Source organism: Nostoc sp. (genome assembly GCF_036917635.1).
Classification (GTDB): domain Bacteria; phylum Cyanobacteriota; class Cyanobacteriia; order Cyanobacteriales; family Nostocaceae; genus Nostoc.
The window spans coordinates 163,040-183,033 of the sequence record NZ_JBALCW010000110.1 but is presented as its reverse complement, the minus strand read 5'-3'; the positions used below and the strand labels follow the sequence as shown (position 1 = coordinate 183,033).

At 42.6% G+C, this 19,994-nt stretch carries 15 protein-coding genes and 1 pseudogene; 10 read left to right on the top strand and 6 right to left on the bottom strand.

The annotated features are described in order from the left end of the window. Positions 1 to 47 precede the first annotated feature (47 nt). Both V7K32_RS27445 and V7K32_RS27440 read left to right on the top strand, forming a co-directional pair. Complete coding sequence (locus V7K32_RS27445; RefSeq protein ID WP_334997886.1) at positions 48 to 173, top strand: hypothetical protein; 126 nt, start codon at positions 48 to 50, stop codon at positions 171 to 173. Positions 174 to 190: 17 nt separating this feature from the next. Continuing rightward, positions 191 to 406: pseudogene (locus V7K32_RS27440) on the top strand (Txe/YoeB family addiction module toxin); the annotation flags it as partial. Positions 407 to 574: 168 nt separating this feature from the next. Here the strand turns inward: V7K32_RS27440 and V7K32_RS27435 are convergent. Then, positions 575 to 1,273: a YdcF family protein gene (locus V7K32_RS27435; RefSeq protein WP_334997884.1), complete on the bottom strand. Its 699-nt coding sequence runs from the start codon at positions 1,271 to 1,273 to the stop codon at positions 575 to 577. 309 nt (positions 1,274 to 1,582) lie between these two features. Between V7K32_RS27435 and ctpB the strand changes: the two genes are divergently transcribed. Both ctpB and V7K32_RS27425 read left to right on the top strand, forming a co-directional pair. Further along, positions 1,583 to 2,923: a carboxyl-terminal processing protease CtpB gene (gene ctpB / locus V7K32_RS27430; protein WP_334997882.1), complete on the top strand. Its 1,341-nt coding sequence runs from the start codon at positions 1,583 to 1,585 to the stop codon at positions 2,921 to 2,923. Between the two features lie 168 nt (positions 2,924 to 3,091). Next, positions 3,092 to 4,081 (top strand): glycosyltransferase, encoded by a 990-nt coding sequence (locus V7K32_RS27425; RefSeq protein ID WP_334997880.1) that lies wholly within the window; start codon positions 3,092 to 3,094, stop codon positions 4,079 to 4,081. A 28-nt stretch (positions 4,082 to 4,109) separates the two neighbouring features. Here V7K32_RS27425 and V7K32_RS27420 read toward each other — a convergent pair whose 3' ends face one another. The 3 genes from V7K32_RS27420 to V7K32_RS27410 form a co-directional block, all read right to left on the bottom strand. Beyond that, the gene (locus tag V7K32_RS27420; RefSeq protein ID WP_334997878.1) at positions 4,110 to 6,746 is read right to left on the bottom strand and encodes an EAL domain-containing protein; all 2,637 of its coding nucleotides are present in this window, start codon (positions 6,744 to 6,746) and stop codon (positions 4,110 to 4,112) included. A 712-nt stretch (positions 6,747 to 7,458) separates the two neighbouring features. Then, positions 7,459 to 9,261: a ShlB/FhaC/HecB family hemolysin secretion/activation protein gene (locus tag V7K32_RS27415; RefSeq protein ID WP_334997876.1), complete on the bottom strand. Its 1,803-nt coding sequence runs from the start codon at positions 9,259 to 9,261 to the stop codon at positions 7,459 to 7,461. 378 nt (positions 9,262 to 9,639) lie between these two features. Further along, on the bottom strand, positions 9,640 to 11,415 hold the full coding sequence (locus V7K32_RS27410) for an SWIM zinc finger family protein (protein ID WP_334997875.1): 1,776 nt from the start codon (positions 11,413 to 11,415) through the stop codon (positions 9,640 to 9,642). Between the two features lie 441 nt (positions 11,416 to 11,856). Between V7K32_RS27410 and lpdA the strand changes: the two genes are divergently transcribed. From lpdA to V7K32_RS27390, 4 genes are all read left to right on the top strand, one after another. Beyond that, positions 11,857 to 13,287, top strand: a complete 1,431-nt coding sequence (gene lpdA / locus V7K32_RS27405; protein ID WP_334997873.1) for a dihydrolipoyl dehydrogenase — start codon at positions 11,857 to 11,859, stop codon at positions 13,285 to 13,287. Positions 13,288 to 13,387: 100 nt separating this feature from the next. Continuing rightward, a complete protein-coding gene (gene trpC, locus V7K32_RS27400) occupies positions 13,388 to 14,278 on the top strand; it encodes an indole-3-glycerol phosphate synthase TrpC (protein ID WP_334997871.1) in 891 nt (296 codons plus the stop codon). Between the two features lie 246 nt (positions 14,279 to 14,524). Further along, positions 14,525 to 14,776, top strand: coding sequence for a DUF5340 domain-containing protein (locus V7K32_RS27395; RefSeq protein ID WP_334997950.1), 252 nt, complete (start codon positions 14,525 to 14,527; stop codon positions 14,774 to 14,776). 699 nt (positions 14,777 to 15,475) lie between these two features. Beyond that, on the top strand, positions 15,476 to 16,144 hold the full coding sequence (locus V7K32_RS27390; protein ID WP_334997869.1) for a carbonic anhydrase: 669 nt from the start codon (positions 15,476 to 15,478) through the stop codon (positions 16,142 to 16,144). A gap of 372 nt (positions 16,145 to 16,516) precedes the next feature. On the opposite strand, the gene V7K32_RS27385 is transcribed toward V7K32_RS27390, so the two are convergent. Beyond that, the gene (locus V7K32_RS27385) at positions 16,517 to 16,675 is read right to left on the bottom strand and encodes a YqaE/Pmp3 family membrane protein (RefSeq protein ID WP_012410519.1); all 159 of its coding nucleotides are present in this window, start codon (positions 16,673 to 16,675) and stop codon (positions 16,517 to 16,519) included. Positions 16,676 to 16,816: 141 nt separating this feature from the next. Then, the gene (locus tag V7K32_RS27380) at positions 16,817 to 17,164 is read right to left on the bottom strand and encodes a translation initiation factor (RefSeq protein ID WP_334997867.1); all 348 of its coding nucleotides are present in this window, start codon (positions 17,162 to 17,164) and stop codon (positions 16,817 to 16,819) included. 346 nt (positions 17,165 to 17,510) lie between these two features. Between V7K32_RS27380 and trpB the strand changes: the two genes are divergently transcribed. Together trpB and V7K32_RS27370 are read left to right on the top strand one after the other, a co-directional pair. Beyond that, positions 17,511 to 18,746: a tryptophan synthase subunit beta gene (trpB, locus tag V7K32_RS27375; protein ID WP_334997865.1), complete on the top strand. Its 1,236-nt coding sequence runs from the start codon at positions 17,511 to 17,513 to the stop codon at positions 18,744 to 18,746. Positions 18,747 to 19,430: 684 nt separating this feature from the next. After that, positions 19,431 to 19,955, top strand: coding sequence for a CAP domain-containing protein (locus V7K32_RS27370; RefSeq protein WP_334997863.1), 525 nt, complete (start codon positions 19,431 to 19,433; stop codon positions 19,953 to 19,955). Positions 19,956 to 19,994: the final 39 nt, after the last annotated feature.

Sequence of the window (19,994 nt, the reverse complement as noted above, 5' to 3'; positions counted from 1 at the left end):
ATTGGTCTGCAATTCAGGAGACTCTTTACTTATTAGCTATCCCTGGAATGCGAGAATCTATAAAAGAAGGACTAGCAACCCCGATTCAAGAATGTGATGCAGAGTTGGATTGGCTCCTCAGCCAACGTCTGAGGAGCCACTTCCAAAGCCCGAAGGTGCAAGTTGGAGCTTGATTTAGACAAAACAAGCACAAAAAGACGCGAATAAATTAGCTTTTAGTAACTTAAAGGAAAAGGCCGAGGAATTACTTGCAGTCCTTGAAGACAATCGTTTTCAAAATCCTCCACCTTATGAAAAGCTGGTTGGTGACTTATCAGGTGCTTATTCTCGTAGGATAAATATACAGCATCGGTTGGTATATGAGGTCATCGAATCCGAGCAAGTAGTTAAAATAATTCGCATGTGAACGCATTACGATTCAGAGGGAACTCTTAACGGGCAACTCTTAACAAAAAAAACTCATGTTTAAAAACATGAGATTGAAATAATGACACTGTTTTTTTTGACTGAGCTTTCAACTCTGAAACTTTAGTTTCTTATCTGTTCCCTGCTCCCTGTTCCCTTTTTTTGTAAGTTATCTCCCCAACCCCCCTTGGTGTTCACAATGAAAACCTCGATTCTCCCAAGCTTGCATATTTACTTCGGTAAGCCTTGTTACATTTGAGCATTGCGGTTGAATAATTTGACTTAAAATCGCCCAAAATAAGCTGCGTGTTACATCTAATCCAGTTTTTGACCAAGATTCATTATTACCAGGAACACCCAACTCCTCAACAATCTCTGTCTCTACCCAAATACCATGAGCGCCTAAGAGAATCTGTGCCATCCATTTGGCTCTGGGTAAATGGCTTGGCGAGGTAATCAACATGACTTTATGCACTCCCCAACGTCGCAAAATTGGAATACCATAATAAAAATTTTCAAAGGTAGAATTCGCGCAGTTTTCTAACCAAACGTTTTGTAACCTTGCTAATTCCGCCTGAAAAATTAACCATATACAGGGGTCTGGGGAACCATGAGAAATTAAAATTGGGGTTTGCGGGTATTGTTTTGCTTGCCCTGCAACATAAGTTTCTCGACGAATACTGCCACCAAGCACAAAGAAGGCATCTACTGGCTGCGAAGAAGCAAAAACTAAGGTTATAGTGGTAAAAATCAGCCAAGCGCCCAAAACAAAGTACAATCCACTAGTTAGTTTTCGTAACGATTGCCACAGATTAGTAAAAAATTTTTTAATAGAAATTAACGATTTGATGGTAAATTTACGTTTCATGACTTAGGTAAGAAAAGCTGATTTAAGGGCTGTCTAACAGTACTGCAATTCAGTGATCAAAGTGCTATCTTATAAAAGTAATGAATAAGTACAAAAATGACACTGATTAAAGTGTCACATGATCAGTATAGCCTTCCCAAGAAGACTAACAAACTGAGAAATGGTTGTTAATAATGCAGTATTTTCGGCATCATTCAACGAGAAAAATGATGAAGGGAGCAGAGCTTAGTTTGGGGTATAAAAACTTAAAAGTTTCTTGAAAGGCTGATTGCTAAACTGTCAATAACACAATTGTTCCAGCTAATATACATGAACCAATCTGCGAAAAGTTACTCACCGCTCCAAGTAGCCTTGATTGGTGGAGCGATCGCCACTACTGCTACTATATCCGTGTTCGGCCCCGCTTGGACTCGTGGTGTCCGGGCCGCTCTAGCCCTACAAGACAGCCCGAAAGTGATAGTTGACCAAGTATGGCAACTGGTGAATCATGAATATGTTGATGGCAAATTTAATCAACAAGATTGGCAAGCAACCAGGCAAAGCCTGTTGAGCAAAGACTATTCTTCTCGGGAAGAAGCATACACTGCCATCCGCGAAGCTTTACAAAAGTTGGGAGATCCTTACACTCGATTCATGGACCCCAAACAGTTTGAAGCCCTGACTAGCCAAACATCTGGGGAAGTCTCTGGTATTGGTATTCGCATGGAAGTGAACGAAAAAACTCAGCGCCTCACTGTTGTCGAAGCCATAGAAAATTCTCCAGCGCTGAAAGCCGGGATCAAAGCAGGCGATGAAATTTTGGCAATAGATGGCAAACCCACTCTCAAAATGAAAGTGGATGATGCTTCTAAGCTAATTCGTGGCAAAGCGGGTACTCCCATCAAGCTAAAGCTGGGACGGGCGGGGCTAAGTGCCTTTGATTTGAAGCTGACAAGGGCAAGTATTGAAGTGCCAACGGTACGTTATACCCTTAGACAAGAAGGGAATCGCCGCGTTGGCTACATCCGTTTGCGCGAATTTAGCGCTCACGCCGCAGACCAAATGCAACGAGCCATCCGCGATTTGAACACTAAGAAAGTTGATTCTTATGTCTTGGATTTGCGGGGAAATCCTGGCGGGTTGTTACAGGCGAGCATTGAAATTGCCCGGATGTGGTATAATGACGGCGGAATTGTCAAGACAGTAGACCGTGTGGGCGGCACTGAAGAAACTAAAGCCAATCGCACTGCTCTAACAAATCGTCCCTTGGCGGTGTTAGTGGATGGTAATTCAGCGAGTGCTAGCGAAATCCTCACAGGCGCACTCAAGGATAATAAGCGGGCGGTAGTCGTAGGCGGTCAAACTTTTGGTAAAGCCTTAGTGCAGTCAGTTCATGAACTTGCAGATGGTTCAGGCTTGGCAGTTACCATTGCCCATTACTACACACCGGCAGGAACGGATATTAACCATAAAGGGATTGCCCCAGATATCAAGCTAGACTTGACAGAGGCACAAGAGCGGCAGTTGGCTTCTAATCCAGATTTAATCGGAACTAAGAGCGATCCGCAATATGCCCGGGCGATCGCAATTTTATCAAATCACAACTTTGCCCAACCCCCAGCAAATCAGCCCACTCGACCCATGAGCCGCGCCGATAACCTAAAATTTTAGATTTACGCAAACAATCAAGAACCCCACCCCCAACCCCCTCCCCGCAAGCAGGGAGGGGGCTATGATGTACCTCCTTTGATTAGGAAAAGTAGGAAAAGCTATATTACCCTTCTAGGATTTTGGATTGGGAATACTAGCTAGTAATCCAATCTCTAAAATCTCAGATTTATGAATCATCAGCCAGTTGATGCAACCACCGTCACCAGTTTTTTACCAATGGTGTCGGTGGTTGTTCCTATTTATAACGGTGAGGCGGATTTACCAGAGTTAATTAATTGTTTGTCGTCGCAAACTTACCCGAAAGACCGGGTAGAGTACTTGTTGGTGGACAATAATAGTAGCGATCGCACTCTCACCATCCTCAAAACATCTGGCGAAAATTGCCCCATCACAATCCGCTCGTTGAGCGAAAACCAAATTCAAAGCTCTTACGCTGCTCGTAATACTGGGATTCGCGCCGCTACGGGTGAAATTATCGTTTTTACCGATGCTGATTGTCGCCCACAACCACAATGGTTAAAAGCATTAATTCAGCCTTTTATCAACAAACAAGTGGTAATTGTCGCTGGTGAAATTTTGGCACTACCAGGTACAACTCTGCTAGAACAGCACGCAGAGCGTCAAGAAACTTTGTCGCAAAAGCATACCCTTAACCATTCCTTTCGTCCCTATGGTCAAACCGCTAATTTAGCGATTCGACGCATTGCCTTAGAAAAAGCGGGTTTATTTCGTCCCTATCTTACCACTGGTGGCGACGCCGATATTTGCTGGCGGATTTTAGCCCAAAACATCGGGCGTTTGGAATTTGCCCCAAATGCGATAGTTAAGCACCGCCACCGCGCCACACTTCAAGAACTGCGAAGTCAATGGCGGCGCTATGGACGCTCAAATCGCTATCTACACGAACTACACGGTGTAGATTTGATGCGAGATATTACACTCAAAGAATGCGGCTATCGTTTGGCACGTTGGTTAGTCAAGGAAATACCAAGGGATATGAAAAAGGCGTTGGCGCAGCCTAGAGCAGGCATCGCAGGTAAAGCCACTCTTGTAGATTTATTAAATACTCCCATTGGTTTGTTCACTGCTAGGGCGCGTGCTGCTGGGCAACGAGACGCCAAGTTGCCAGAAAATGCCAAGATAATTGATCGACTGTAACAATAATATTAGTCCGCCAGAAACCGTACTAAAGCGTTGGTCGTTTACTTTCGAGGATTTCTGTTGCTTTCTGGGCAGAAAGTGGTCGGTAGAATAAATAGCCTTGTACATCATCACAATTAATAGATTTCAAGAACTCCAGTTCCTCTTCTTTTTCTACCCCTTCGGCTATCAACCTCAATCCCAAGCTGTGTCCCAAGGTAACTATCGCCTTGATAATATGAGCTACTTTAACATCTTGCGTTAAATATTGAATAAAAGATTTATCTATTTTCAGATTGTGCAGTGGCAAAAGCTGTAAACGCGAGAGCGAGGAATGACCCGTACCAAAATCATCAATGGAGAGATAAACACCCATCTGCTGTAGATCCTTTAACACCGTTCTGGCAAAATCTAAATCCTCAATAGCTGTGGTTTCCATAATTTCTAATTCTAAAAAGTGCGGCTCCAGACCCGTTTCTTCTAAAACTGTAGCTATAGTCTCCAGCAATTTGGGTTGGCGGAACTGCTTAAGAGAAAGATTAACAGCGATCGTTATAGGTGGTAATCCTGCATCTTGCCAGATTTTATTTTGAATACAGGCTGTCCGCAGCACCCATTCGCCGATGGGGACAATTAAGCCACTTTCTTCGACTAGGGGAATGAAAACACTGGGTGCGACCAATCCCATCTCTGGGTGCTGCCAACGCAATAGAGCCTCCATACTATTAATTTCTTCTGTAGCAATATTTACGCGAGGTTGATAGTACAGCGTAAATTCATTGCGTTCTAGGGCATAGCGCAAGCTCTTTTCTAAAGTCAGGAGTTCAGGATTTTTAGCACTCAGGGAAACACTGTAGAATTGGTAGTTATTCCGCCCTTTGTCCTTGGCGTAGTACAAAGCTGCATCTGCGTGCTGGATTAATGTTTCAGCGTCAGGACTGTTGTTATCAAGCAAGGCAATACCAAGGCTGGCAGTCACATAAAGTTCATGCCCTTGGAGATGGAAAGCCTCCTCCAATGCTTGTAATATTCTATATGCCACCAGTGTTACCTCTTCAATATCATTGACTCGCGGGAGTAAGATAGTGAATTCATCACCTCCCCAACGGGCTATAGTGTCTCCGCCTCTGAGTGAGTCTTGTAATCTTTGAGCGACGTTTTGTAACAATTGGTCTCCCAGAGTGTGTCCCAAAGTGTCATTAATCACCTTGAAGCGATCCAGGTCGAGAAAGATCACAGCTAAACTTTCACGATTGCGAGTGGCGTTGGGGAGAGTTTTATTAAGCAGTTCATTAAATAGGAAGCGATTAGGCAACCCTGTCAGCATGTCATGTAGGGCTTGATAGCGAATCTTTTCTTCTACTTGCTGACGCTGCCGTGCACCAATGATACTGGCGGCCATCGTCAAAAGGGTAGATTCTTCGTGCTTTGACCAATGACGCTCAAAGGTGCAGTCTGCCAAGCCAAGGTAACCCCAGAACTCTTTTTCCAAGCAAAGAGGTACCAGGAGAAGAGATTGAATGCCATCTCTAATCAGGAATTCTTGTTCGGTGGCAGGAAATTCTTGGGTAAGTCCACTAATCGACTTGCCGCTAGAGAGAACAGCATACCAACGAGCTAATCCACAACTTTGATAAGGCTGATTCTGCCAATATTGATAAGTAGATTCAATAGAAGGATGTGTCCATTCAAACCGTAGGCTAACTACTATTTCTCCTGTAGCAGGATGGGGATGGTTCTGAAAGAGATAGGCACGATCTGCTTTGGCAGCTTCACCCAATACAGCTAGAGCTAGATCAATACCAGTTTCATAATTCATTTCCCCTAGCAAATAATTGGTAGCTTCTGCGACTGCCTGTAGCAAGCGATCGCGCTGACGTAGTTCGGCTGTGGCTTGTTTTTGCTCTGTAATATCCCTAATAATAAATGTTCTAATTAAATCACTTTCAGGAAGGTAGAGAACGGATTGTTCAAAAACTTCTGTACCTACTTCAACCTCCCGCACAAAAGAATTTTTTTCTAGATTCTTAACTGTACTCAGGAGTCCTGTTAAAATCGGGTGTTTTGTTCCAATTTCCCTAAGTTTGGGAAACTTCAAAGCTGCGGCTGGATTGAGATAAGTAACTGTTCCCTCGAAATCCATCTCAATGATTGGATTGGGGATGAGTTCAGGGAAGGATGCTAGGCGAGCGAGGGCAGACTCACTAGCTAATTCAACGCTGGGATCGATCGCTAAGGTTTGAAAAGGATTGGCAGGACTGCCTTGCTCTGAGAGGAAAGCAGATAAGTCTTCAACATCAAAAGATTCAGAAAATGCTTTTTCTGAAATGTTAGAAATAGCATAATATTTAGCTTGAGCTTGATTACTGCCAAAGGCAATGACATCTCCATTTCTGAGATTATGGGAAAAGCTTTTAGTGCCATTGACAAATAAGCCATTAGTACTCCCTTTCCCCTTATAGTTGCCATCAATAATCTGAAAGCCGTATTGATCAGTCTCTGGAACAGTTACTCGCAATAAAATTGCATGTTGCATTGATACTGACCGGGAAGATAAAATAATAGTGTTTGCGGGATGCCGCCCCAGAGAATAAGTAGTCTCTTGCAAGTGGACAGTTCGCTGGCCTTGCAGGTCTTGGATGACCAACAGATGGCGTATTTTTTCCCGCTCGTTTCCTAGCATGGCTGTTCCTCAAATTCTCATATTTTTATGTCTTAGTCTGAAAAACCCTATTCCCAAAAGTTTTAATCCCTTTGGGTTAAGGCTTTATCCTCGCTAACCTTTCTTAAAAAGCAGGGAATTAAGTCTCCCTTTTTAATGGGAGCGGGCGCGGCGAAGCAGTGTGGTTTTGGCGGTTTTCCCCATGAACAACTGCTCAACCGGAAAGGTCTTTTTGGTTTCCACAAAGGAGCACCTGGCGTGGGTAGGGGGGATCTTCCGGGGCAAAATATCACTAACACCAAGGTATTGCGATAACTTCAGATTTTCAGGCTACATTTATGGGGAAATTTGCTCAATCAAAGTTGTTACCGTCTGTGATTCCAAAATTGGTATGAGAGTTCAAACCAGCCCTTCTTTTCATAATTGACCTTTTGGAATGAGATGCCTAATTGTTCAATTAGTTTTGCGGTAGAAGTTATAGCTGTTTTCTCTACTCATACATAAGTTATAAACTTTCCCCCTTTGTCCATATCATCTAACCTTGTCTTTCTTAGGATACCCAAAATAAAATCAAACACTGAATAGAAGACATGGTATATTTGCGGTTTTTCATTCTGAGCGGTGGGGAGACTCTGAATTAAATAATTCGTAATACTTCGACTCCTTTCGGCTACGCTCAGGACAGGCTCAGGACAAGGCTATGGTAGAGAAGGGAAGGAGAATGAACCCCTATTTAAAAAGGATTATAGAATAAACTAAAATACAGTCCGTTTTCTTGCAATGTTCTATCATTCGAGTTAATAGATACTAAAGGAATGCCCCAGTCAAGACGAACGGTGAAGCGATCGCCTTGTGACCAACGCAACCCCAGACCAACAGCAGCTAAAGTATTAGGATCGGGGTTCTCTCTACCAGAACTGTTCCAGCCAACACCAAAATCCACAAACGGGATAACCTGTAACCTGCTATCTATCTGGGGTAAGCGCAGAATCGGTACTTGAACTTCGGCAGAAACAAAAGTGCCATTATCTGTCAGCAAATAATCTTGACGGTAACCCCGAACGCTATCCTGTCCACCTAAGCCAATTTGCTCTATAGGTAAGAGTGTTCTGGATGCTAGTTGCGTATTTAAACGAAGTAAAAGTAAAGTTTCAGGAGCTAAAAGGCGTGCCAACTGCGCTTGTCCTTGCCAAGCAAAAAAACGGCTATCGGGAGGATTTTGATTAATCGTGGGATTCAACACATCTATACCCAAACTAAATTGAGAGCGTAGGGCGATGACTTCACGACTGTTACGGCTCGTCCATTCTTGAAAAAATCGCAAGGCAGATACCTTGGTGCGTCCTTGTTCATCAGCACCAGGCGAAAGTACAGAGGGGGGAGTTGGTGGGTTCTGTCTCTGTAGTATCCAGGAGATATCACTTTCGCGTCGGGAAGCTGTTAACCCAAGAGCGAATTCTTGTGTGGGAGTTTGGACTATAGGCTGACGGAATGTCAATTCGTAGTAGCGAGAAGCCGATTCGATATCTAAAAATTTGAAAGCAGGTTCAATGACATTACTCGACGTAGTGCCATAGTTCAAGCTAAGTGTCCCGTTGCGGGGATTGAGAGGCAATGTATAACTAGCGTCAAAGGAGTTGCTACCATCAGTATTGGTGTATCCTAAACTTAGACCATCTCCAAATCCGAGTAAGTTGGCTTCATTCAATCGTAATCCCCGGCGGAAAGTGCCAACACTAGGCGATCGCCCATTATCAAGAATTATTGGGCTACTAAAGGTTTTTGCCTCGCTGATATTCACTTGCAACAAACTTGTACCAGTGTGCGATCCTGCGGTGAGTTCAGCAGAAACGTTTTTAATCAAAGGATTAAGTTGCAAAACTTGCAGTGCCTCTAGTATACGTTGCCGATTCAGAGGCGCTGATGTCGCTATTGCTAGTCGGCTGCGGACATAATTCGGATTCAACCGCCGAGTTCCAGTTACCTGGATATCTTCTAATTTACCTTCGACCACCTGAATTTTTATAACACCGGATTGCATTGTTTGGGGCGGGATATAAGCACCAGAAGTAATGTAACCATTTTGGATGTATAAATCAGTAATTTTAGAACGTGCTTGATACACTTGAGTCAGTGATATCGGTCGTTTGGTAAATTCAGCAGTGGCGAGAGCCAACTCTTCGGGACTGAATACTGTACTACCAACAACTTCAAACCGTTGAACAACAATAGTTTGAGGAAAGTTGCCAGGGGGTGGTTGATCAGGTGTGGGAGTTGGGATAGAGGGTGGAAATAGTTCTGCTGGTGGGGGGAGTGGTTGTGGCAGTTCAGGTGAGGGAACTGGCGAAGGTAAGGGTGGTTGGACATCCTGTGGTGGTGGGAGTTGTCGTTGTGACAGGATGAAATTACTAGTTGGTAATTGTCTATTATCAACAGCCTGAGCTTTCAGTGGACTAGAAGTTATGCTGCCAAGTAATAGAAGTATACTCAGTGGTAAGCAGCACACTATAAGATTTTGAGGATATTTATCAATCATCGTACTGGGCTATTTTTTGTTAGAACCTATGGGATTATTCGGGGATTGTTTCAGATGTGAATCTTACTTCATCTTTTGTCACTAAAGTTGATATCTTGGGCAAATCTCAATTTAAAAGTTAAATCAACTGGTTATTGCAGACTTAAAAGCATTGATGGTGTTCGATCTGCATAAGTAAGCAGATATATAGAGACGTTACATTGCAACGTCTCTACAAGGGTTTCAGGTAACGCATAATTAATTTGTGGAGATGTCTATTAGAATTATCTGTTGCTGCGGGAGTACAGCATAAATCTACCTACTATCTCAACTAACAAGACTTAGGGCAAAATCCCTTTGTTAAAAGTAGGTAAACTTGCGTTTTGTTATGGTTTAGGGTTACTGCATATCCCTTTGCTGAAACATTCCCATCAATTTACGTTTTCGAGCGTGGGTTTGCATCAAGTTTTGGCGATAACTTAACCAGTCAGCTTTATTTCCCGATTCCAAGTAGGCGTTACGTACCTTTTTCAACCATTCAACTGCGTAGTAATAGTATTCGGCTTTACCTGCATCCATAATCTTTTCGGCACGGCGACGAGCATTAGCAATCACCCAACTAGGATTGTAAGGGATAGCAGCATCCATGACTCGGTGAATCAATTCTGAATTATCAGAACTGAGTTCACTAGCGATCGCAATTGCATCATCAATTAGCCCCTCATGCAAGAATATATCCACCTTGGCTGATTCTGTTCCCCCACCACTCTCACTACGAATAATTCTCAGCAAGTCTGTTTTCACACTTTGCCAATTTTCCCCAGCCAATTCTGCCATCTTTTGGTAGTCAACAAAAGAGGGTTTCACTTGAAAAGCCGCCTTGATTGCTAATAAAGCAGCTTCACTATTACCCAACTCAATAGCCAAATCACTTGTCCAAATTCCCAATTCGTACTGACAATTACCCGGTAAATTTAATCCACTCTGGGCTATATCTAATGCTTGCTGTAATGCCCCTTGAGAGCTTAGTGTTTTCGCTAGGGCAAAAGCCTCTTCCATTGAGTTCATCTGGGTTTGAGCAGCATCAATTGCTTCTTCTACCCTGCCTAAACGCCCTAGCATTGTCAGATAATGCTGGGTTTGGCCTTCCGCTTCTGCTAAATATAAGTATTCTTGGTAACGTTCTTGACGTTCGAGGATTTTTAGCCGAATTAGTGCCAAATCATCCGCATAATCTGGCACGTCTTCTTCCCAAGCTCCCCTTTCGGTAATATTACCTTGGAGAACTTGTACCAGTGGGGGATAATCCCAACCTTGGCGTAAAGCCTCCATAATCATGCCAAAATCAACATTCCACTCATCTTGCCAAGCTTCTAAATTTATTTGAATATCAACTTTTTCTTCTGGGGTGAGTTCTGCACTGAGAATTGCTTCACACCAAGCATTATTTAATTCTTCGATAAGTTGATCGTTTTCGGCACCGTATTCTGCAACATCATCCCAATTTTCCACACAGGTAGAGGTAATCGCTTCTAAAATAGCGATCGCATTTTCACCCTCTCCCCGTTCGCTAAAATCTACCGCAGTTTGGACTACACTCAACAATTCTTCACCAATTGGGTCTTCTTCGCACCCTTCCTCAAAGTAGCGCACGGTATCTTTGAGAATCTGCCGCACTTGCCGCCGAAAGGGAGCCGGATCAATAGTAATGTAGAGCAAGGGTTTTGTGGTTGTTTGCTGGGTAGCAGGATTAGTCATCCAACTTACATGGCGATCAATCGCCTCAATTAGTGGTGGATGTTCTGTTACCAACTCTTGCAGCAGTCTTTGAGTTTCGATATAGTCCAGGCGATTAAGTAGTTCTTCTAGGGTGGGGCGCTGCTCAATGTTTTCTGGGTGACGCGCACAGACAAGCATCGTCGCTACAATGTGTTTGCACCACCCGTCAAAATTATAGGCACAGGTACAGTTTGCTGAGGTTAACCCACTGCTATCGAAACTCAGATTGACATGATAAACTTTGGCTTCACTGCCGACAACATCTGCCTGAAGCAGATCGCCACGTTGGGTAACTGTATTGACAGCACCAGCCTCATAGTATGCCTCGCCCCGTTGGAAAGATTTGGCGTTGGCATGACGGCGGATAGTAAATTCGCTAATTTGGGGAATGGACATCGAGCGATCGCCTGCGTAAATCTTTTGGATGAATCCTAAATCCAGCTTAGTGTTAGGCTAACGCGCTGTAAAGAAATTCAAAGTTATGAGCATTGGCCAAACAGGGCATTGGGCAGGGGAGAATTAGAATCTGAAGTTTCAACGAAAATCGGCACTTGAACTTCATTTGACTATACAGAACTGTAGCTATATAGATTTGACTATAATTACTGGAAACATCCATATCTTCGTCAAAAGCGAGTGAATCATAATTTGAAGCAACCCCCAACCTGAAATTAGTAAACAGTCAACAGTGAACAGTTTTGATCGTCTATGGTGAGGGATTTAAAGTCAAGCAAGAAAACTGATAACTGATAACTGATAACTGATAACTGTTAAAAGGGTTGCGCTGATTGTCGGTCAAGTTGAGAATAAATAGGCGAAGCACACGGGGAAACTAACGTGAGTCAAGGATTTGATTACGATTTAGTAATTATCGGCGCTGGTGTAGGCGGACATGGCGCAGCCTTACACGCCGTAAGTTGCGGTTTGAAAACAGCGATTATTGAAGCTGCTGATATGGGAGGAACCTGTGTTAATCGGGGCTGTATTCCTTCTAAGGCGTTGCTGGCAGCATCTGGACGTGTGCGCGAGTTACGTAATGCCCACCACCTGAAGTCATTGGGAATTCAAATTGGTAGCGTGGAATTCGATCGCCAAGCGATCGCTAATCATGCTAATAATCTCGTCTCGAAAATTCAAGGCGACTTAACCAACAGCCTCAAACGTCTAAAAGTCGATATTATCAACGGTTGGGGAAAAATCGCTGGGGCGCAAAAAGTCTCTATTACCGGAGACGGTGGCGAAAAAACCATCACAGCCAAAGACATCATCCTTTCCCCTGGTTCAATTCCTTTTGTGCCTCCAGGGATTGAAGTAGACGGAAAAACTGTCTTTACCAGCGATCAAGGCGTTAAATTGGAGTCGCTACCAGATTGGGTGGCAATTATTGGCAGTGGTTACATCGGCTTAGAATTTTCTGATATTTACTCAGCTTTAGGTTGCGAAATCACCTTGATTGAAGCCTTAGATGAGTTAATGCCAGGATTTGACCGAGATATTGCCAAACTTGCCGAACGGGTACTGATTACTCCCCGCGATATTGAAACGAAAGTGGGGATATACGCTAAAAAAGTCATCCCTGGTTCACCAGTGGTGATTGAGTTAGCAGATTTCAAAACCAAAGAAGATGTAGAAGTCATCGAAGTAGATGCTTGCTTGGTGGCTACAGGACGCATCCCAGCGACCAAAAATCTTGGTTTGGAATCTGTGGGCGTAGAATTGGATCGGCGGAATTTTATCCCAGTTGACGATCGCATGGCAGTGCTATCAGCCGGTGAAGTAGTACCGCATTTGTGGGCAATTGGCGACGCTAATGGAAAGATGATGTTGGCACATGCGGCTTCTGCTCAAGGCATCATCGCCGTAGAAAATATAGTTGGGAGGGAAAGAATAGTAGACTATCGCAGCATCCCGGCGGCGGCGTTTACCCACCCAGAAGTTAGCTATGTGGGTTTAACAGAAACCGCAGCTAAAGAGTTAGGACAAACCGAAGGGTTTGAAATTGCCACAAGTCGGAGTTACTACAAAGGGAATTCCAAAGCGTTGGCAGAAAATGAAGCCGACGGTATTGCCAAAGTGATATATCGGAAAGACACCGGAGAAGTCTTGGGCGTTCACATTTTCGGACTGCACGCCTCAGACTTAATTCATGAAGCCTCAGCTGCGATCGCAAACCGTCAATCTGTCCAAAATCTCGCACATCTAGTTCATGCCCACCCGACACTTTCAGAAGTGCTGGACGAAGCTTATAAACGAGCGATCGCCATCTAAAAGTTAGAAGTGAAAAGTTAGGAGTGACGAATTAATAACTCCTAACTCCTAACTCCTAACTCCCAACTCCTAACTCCTAACTCCTAACTCAGCACTAATTATGCAAATCCGTCGCCGTTCCCCTAACCCAGCTATTGATGTATCGATATTGCGTTATCAGGCTGTCGTACCTGATGCAGCGCCAAACAACATTTTGGAGGAAATTGTCTGGCAGAAAGAAGTAGAATATGACCAAATGCGGGAAAAAGTTCCTTTGCAAGAATTACGGAAGCGGGTACTGACTGCACCGCCAACCCGTGATTTTGTTGCCGCTTTGCGTCAAGGTAAGACAAAGCCAGCATTGATTGCCGAAGTTAAAAAAGCTTCACCTAGCAAAGGCGTTTTCCGAGAAGATTTTGACCCAGTAGCGATCGCCCTGTCTTATCAGCAAGGTGGCGCTAGTTGTCTTTCTGTGCTAACGGATGTCAAGTTCTTTCAAGGTAGTTTTGAGAACTTAGCCAAAATTCGGGCTGCCGTAGATTTGCCCCTACTGTGCAAAGAGTTTATCGTTTATGCTTACCAGATATACTTGGCGCGGGTTCAGGGTGCAGATGCGATTTTGTTGATTGCGGCTATTTTGAGCGATCAAGATTTGAAATACTTCCTTAAAATTGCTAACAACCTAAAAATGGCAACCTTGGTTGAAATCCATAGTTTGGCAGAACTTGACCGTGTGTTAGCCTTAGATGGCGTTTCCTTAGTAGGAATCAATAATCGCAATTTGGAAGATTTCTCTGTTGACCTGCAAACTACTTGCCAACTTTTAGCTGCAAGGGGTAGCCAATTGCAGGAGAAAAACATCCTTGTTGTCAGCGAGTCAGGACTATACAACCCAGATGATTTGAGCTTGGTGCTGACAGCAGGTGCATCTGCTGTACTCATTGGAGAATCTTTAGTAAAACAACCAGATCCCGGCGCTGCGATCGCCCATATATTGCCGAGAAATTTCTGAAATAAACACCTCCCCTATGCCTCTTAGCATGGGGCAACTAACTGCATACAATAGTCGGTCAATTGGGTACACTATGCGTGGACACGCAGCACATTGCCATCAAATATCATCATATCTTTGCCAAATCTTCATTGCTAATCAAATCAAAGCCATAAGCAACTAGTTATTTCTTATGTAACAATCTGTTGACAAAAGCCAAACTCTGACTCATACAAAATCTCAAATATGAAATCAAAAGTTAACTTCATGGAGCAAATTCCTCTACCTTCTCCGATTCACTACGAACTTATACTTCAACTTTTAGAAAGACAAACTATGTTAGCTGTAAATGATAACCCAGATTTACGGCATCAGGTAAATCAACTAATTATTACTCTGCGTAAAGCTGCCGTCCAGCAAAAACGCCTAGAAGAAATTTGCGAGTTTTCCTCTATGACTGTCGATCACCGTTGGTCAATCAACCATCATCACGATAATAAAATTGTTGCCCCCGATTGAAGCTGATAACTTAATATCTCAACCTCAAATTTCGCATCTTTGTTAAGTTAGCTTACCACCATCAGAAAGTGTCTCTGTGTATTAGACATCTCCAGAAATTAAATATGCGTAACCTGAAACCCTAACCCTTGTAGAGACGCGAAATTTCGCGTCTCTACATTCATTGTCGGAGATGTCTATTGAAAGAATCAGTATTCAAAACTTTCGCCGCGCTTACTTGACTCAAATGCACAGTTTGGGGTGTGATTTAAAATAATTCTGCTTTGTAAAAATATCTAGAAATGCTAGATGAGGATTTGAAATCGGTAGTCAGTCTGAATGCTTAGATTATATTTGATAAAAATTTTACTTTATTTAGCTACTTTTCTAAAGTTATACATATAACAGTTTTAACTTAGGTGTAATACAATCTGAACCTCACCCGGTATCTGCTTACGCAAATACTCCCCTCTCCAAAGCATCGGAGAGGGGTTGGGGGTGAGGTTTAAAAATTTACTTCATGTAAATGAGAACTGCTATAGTTATTTTGCCTCTAACATTTCACTCAATTGCTTACAATTTATACAATAATTTTATTAATACCGGATAAAAAATGTCAGCTTTATAAAAATTTTAGAACGGGAAAAGTTCATATTGATTTATAAGAAACTGTAGATCAGCTAAAATATTTATGAGATTCTCTCTCGAATTTGACGAAAGATGAAATATAACAGCATTGATGAACTATTCAGAAATAATCAGGCTTGGGTTGCCGAAAAACTAGCTATAGACCCAACTTACTTTCAAGACTTATCAGGCGGACAAACACCACCTTTTCTATACATTGGGTGTTCTGATAGTCGTCTCGCATTAACAAGCTTTACTCGTACAGAACCAGGAGAGTTATTTGTACACCGTAATATTGCCAATCAGATTTCTCTAACGGATATAAACTTTTTAGCGGTTTTAGAATACGCAATTTTACATCTTCAAGTGGAACACATTATCGTTTGTGGTCACTACGATTGCGGAGGAATTAAAGCGGCTTTAGAGGGGAGAACCATCGGAATTCTTGATAACTGGGTAAATCCGATTCGGGAACTGTATTTACAAAAACAAGAAGAAATTGATGCCTTGCCAACAAGAGAAGAACGTTTGAATCGTTTGGCAGAAATGAACGTTGTAGCGCAAGTAAAAAATCTTTACCAAACTTCCATCATGCGTCAGGTACTCTATGAGCGAAAAGCGCCTATGGTTCATGGCTGGGTACTAGATATCAGCACTGGCTTAATCAAAGATTTGAACGTCTCAACTGTGCAATGGCAATTGCACATTTGCCCCTTGCTTCTAGAGTTTAGACTCTATGCTATGTTAAAAAATGAGACTTAATTCGGTATTATCGACAAACAAAAGCCAACATCTTTAAATTACAAACTTTTACCCAAGGTAGTCACCTTGCAGGTAATTTATTTTCCTCTTTTCATACCCTGCATAGAAATGTATTCATTGAGGCTCTGACTCAATTTATCACTGTAAGTAAGTCGGTGCGAATAAATCGAACTATGTGTTTTCTAATGTAAAATCATTATAATCGAGTTCCTAGTAAGGACTTCAGCCCTTCTTTTCAGACTAAAGTTCTTACCCAACGGGTTTGTTAGTCGCTCATGGGATAAACCCCTCTGAGCGACTAACTCACTACAAACCTTTAATTTTTTACGCCGTTTTACTTATGCAGAGCCTCAAACCTACCCCTACAAAGAATTATTTCTTAGCAATTATCCATACTGCGTGAATAATCCCAGGAATGTAACCAAAAAGTGTCAAAACTATATTAATCCAAAAATCTATACCAAAACCTACTTGCAAAAAAACTCCCAAAGGCGGCACGAAAATGGCACACAAAATCCGAACTAAATCCATTTAAACCTCCTATTTATCTCACAAAAAACAGCTTGTTGGCAAACTGATTTACCACTGTTCAAGCATATTTGTACCTTTCAAAGATAACATTTCCTCTCTCAATCTAGGTCACGGTTAAGATGCGGTAAACCGCACTCAAGATTAGCCACCGCTAACTTTAGCTTTGTAACCTAGTTTGGTCAAAATCTCGACAATTTTCTGCTTGTGTTCGCCTTGAATTTCAATTTCGTTATCTTTAAGTGTCCCACCTGTGCCGCACTGGGTTTTCAACTGCTTCACCAAATCAGCCAAGGTTTCTGGTTTAGCTTGAAAACCGCTAATGACTGTAACAGTTTTGCCTTTGCGTCCTTTGCGCGAAGCTTGTACTTTGAGATTTTGTTGTTGTGCAGGGAGTTCTGGAATTGGTCTTTCTGTGGCGGCAAAGTTGTCGTTGCCAAATTCGCGGTAGACAAAGCCTTTATCGGAAGATTTGGGATTTGAAGAAGACATAAAATCAATATTTAAGAAAATTTCAAAGGCAGTGGAAACTTCTACGCAACCATTCTGCTGGGATATCAATTTCTAGGCTAACATCACAAATCCATTGCGAGGGATTCAAACTAATTGGGCGTAGGGCAAAACAGTTCCTCTTTTGCGAGTTCCGAGTAAATAAGTGAGATTCTCCCCACTCAGCAAGGGCTAAACCATAGCTATCCGCTAACAGCACTCATTACTCAGGACTCTTGAGGGGCATTGAGTATCGATGAAAAATTTAGTTTCCAGTCCTCAGATATAACCTGGATATGCCCCAAACTTTCTATAATAATTAAGTCATTCCCGTCATTAAAAACAGCCCGTGACTACTACTCCCTTATCTCCAAATTCAACTGCTCAGGTTCCAGATACGCTAGGTCGCTTTGGACGCTTCGGCGGTAAGTATGTACCTGAAACACTGATGCCTGCTCTTACTGAACTAGAAACAGCTTATCAGCAATACCGCAATGACCCTGATTTTCAAGCAGAACTACAGCAGTTGTTACGGGACTATGTAGGACGTGCCACACCATTATATTTCGCTGAACGTCTGACTGCTCATTATGCCCGACCCGATCGCACCGGTCCGCAAATTTACTTAAAACGCGAAGATTTAAATCATACTGGCGCTCACAAAATTAATAATGCCCTTGGTCAGGTATTATTGGCAAAGCGCATGGGTAAACAACGGATTATTGCCGAAACAGGCGCTGGACAACACGGAGTTGCCACAGCTACAGTTTGCGCTCGTTTTGGGCTGGAATGCATAATTTACATGGGCGTTCATGACATGGAACGCCAATCTTTAAATGTGTTCAGAATGCGGTTGATGGGGGCAGAAGTGCGTCCGGTGGAAGCGGGAACTGGAACCCTGAAAGATGCCACTTCTGAAGCAATCCGCGATTGGGTGACAAATGTAGAAACAACTCACTACATTCTCGGTTCGGTAGCAGGGCCTCATCCTTACCCGATGATGGTACGTGATTTTCATGCAGTAATCGGCCAAGAAACTCGCGCCCAAGCAATCGAAAAGTGGGGTGTATTGCCTGATATTCTCTTGGCTTGCGTGGGTGGTGGTTCCAATGCTATGGGACTATTCTATGAGTTTATGAATGAGTCTTCTATACGGTTCATTGGGATTGAGGCAGCAGGAGAAGGTGTCAATACCGAAAAACACGCGGCAACCTTGACAAAAGGACGAGTTGGTGTATTGCACGGAGCAATGAGCTATCTTTTGCAAGATGAGGATGGGCAAATCATTGAGGCACACTCAATTAGTGCAGGTTTAGATTATCCCGGTGTGGGGCCAGAACATAGCTATTTGAAAGATATCGGTCGCGCTGAATACTATAGTGTGACGGATGCAGAAGCTTTAGCAGCATTTCAGCGATTGTCAAAATTGGAAGGGATTATCCCAGCATTAGAAACAGCCCATGCGATCGCCTACCTCGAAACCCTATGTCCCCAACTAACCGACAGTCCCCGGATTGTAATTAACTGCTCTGGACGTGGCGATAAGGATGTACAAACAGTAGCCAAGTTCTTAAATGATGCGTAAACATATTCGCTAACGTAATTCGTAATTTGTAATTGAGAAAGTCAGACTTTATAGCTTTTCCTAATCAAATGAGTAGATCATATCTCCCTCCTCGCTTGCGGAGAGGGAGTTGGGGATGGGGTTCAGTACCTACTCAACTGATAACCGCTATATCTGGGTTTACTTTTTTTGTGTGTAGTCTTATTTTGGGAGAATTGATATGCACCGGTGTTGCGCCTGGTGCAGCAAAAGTTACAAACCCTTAACCAAGGCTAGTTGAAATAACGCAGAGATTTTACTGAATAAATCCGTGCAATTTATATCTTACATTCTACACCCTCAACTGTTATAAGCGGTTTTTACTACTTTTTAAACAGAAAAAAAGCTATTGAATATACTTAAAAACAGTAGAATAGCTGTACTTTGAAGAAAAATAAGCATAATTTAGAACTAAAAAAATAATTATAGTAGTAATTACACTGAAAAAGAGCGTAAGTGTGGTACGTAGTTATATAAAAACAATCATACTAATGGTAGAAGGCAATTAGCCATTAAACAGGACTATTTGTTTGTAAGATTGTGAGTTTAAACGTTTACTGGTAGTTTTTGAACATAGAAGCGTATAAATAGAGCTATATAGACCTATAAGCCATTTGTCACATTGATATTAGTTAGTTACATTGTCTAAAAGTTTACTTTAGGCAAATGATTAAATCAATATTTTACAGCGTTGCTTTAGGCACTCTAATTATCAGTAGTGGAGCGATCGCTACTCCTGTAACAAATCCAGCTTCTATGCCAGAATCTTCGCATGTATTAACTGATACTGGTTATATTGCAGCTAGCATCAATACTGCTGCTCTAGAACAGTCGGTTTTTAACAAAATTAATGATTACAGAGCTTCCCAAGGGCTAGCAAAGCTGACTAGTAATTCTGCGATGGATAATCAAGCCAGGATTCACAGTCAGAATATGGCTAATGGTAAAGTTCCCTTTGGACATACTGGATTTCCAGAACGTGTTAAGGCAATCGGTATTCCTTACAGATCAGCTGGTGAAAATGTCGCTTACAACCAGGGATATAGCGATCCTGCGACGATAGCTGTTCAAGGCTGGCTCAAAAGTCCAGGGCATCTAGCCAATATCAGAGGTAATTTTAATAAAACGGGGATTGGTGTCGTTAGCAACAGTAGAGGCGAAATCTACTTCACACAAATTTTCCTTCGCTGATAGATGTGGTAGAATTTGGGTTTTTTCTGAAATTCCCCA

Coding starts and splice junctions, on each gene's coding strand:
- V7K32_RS27445 (WP_334997886.1), top strand. CDS start 48: ATGCGAGAATCTATAAAAGAAGGACTAGCAACCCCGATTCAAGAATGT.
- V7K32_RS27435 (WP_334997884.1), bottom strand. CDS start 1,273: ATGAAACGTAAATTTACCATCAAATCGTTAATTTCTATTAAAAAATTT.
- ctpB (WP_334997882.1), top strand. CDS start 1,583: ATGAACCAATCTGCGAAAAGTTACTCACCGCTCCAAGTAGCCTTGATT.
- V7K32_RS27425 (WP_334997880.1), top strand. CDS start 3,092: ATGAATCATCAGCCAGTTGATGCAACCACCGTCACCAGTTTTTTACCA.
- V7K32_RS27420 (WP_334997878.1), bottom strand. CDS start 6,746: ATGCTAGGAAACGAGCGGGAAAAAATACGCCATCTGTTGGTCATCCAA.
- V7K32_RS27415 (WP_334997876.1), bottom strand. CDS start 9,261: ATGATTGATAAATATCCTCAAAATCTTATAGTGTGCTGCTTACCACTG.
- V7K32_RS27410 (WP_334997875.1), bottom strand. CDS start 11,415: ATGTCCATTCCCCAAATTAGCGAATTTACTATCCGCCGTCATGCCAAC.
- trpC (WP_334997871.1), top strand. CDS start 13,388: ATGCAAATCCGTCGCCGTTCCCCTAACCCAGCTATTGATGTATCGATA.
- V7K32_RS27395 (WP_334997950.1), top strand. CDS start 14,525: ATGGAGCAAATTCCTCTACCTTCTCCGATTCACTACGAACTTATACTT.
- V7K32_RS27390 (WP_334997869.1), top strand. CDS start 15,476: ATGAAATATAACAGCATTGATGAACTATTCAGAAATAATCAGGCTTGG.
- V7K32_RS27385 (WP_012410519.1), bottom strand. CDS start 16,675: ATGGATTTAGTTCGGATTTTGTGTGCCATTTTCGTGCCGCCTTTGGGA.
- V7K32_RS27380 (WP_334997867.1), bottom strand. CDS start 17,164: ATGTCTTCTTCAAATCCCAAATCTTCCGATAAAGGCTTTGTCTACCGC.
- V7K32_RS27370 (WP_334997863.1), top strand. CDS start 19,431: ATGATTAAATCAATATTTTACAGCGTTGCTTTAGGCACTCTAATTATC.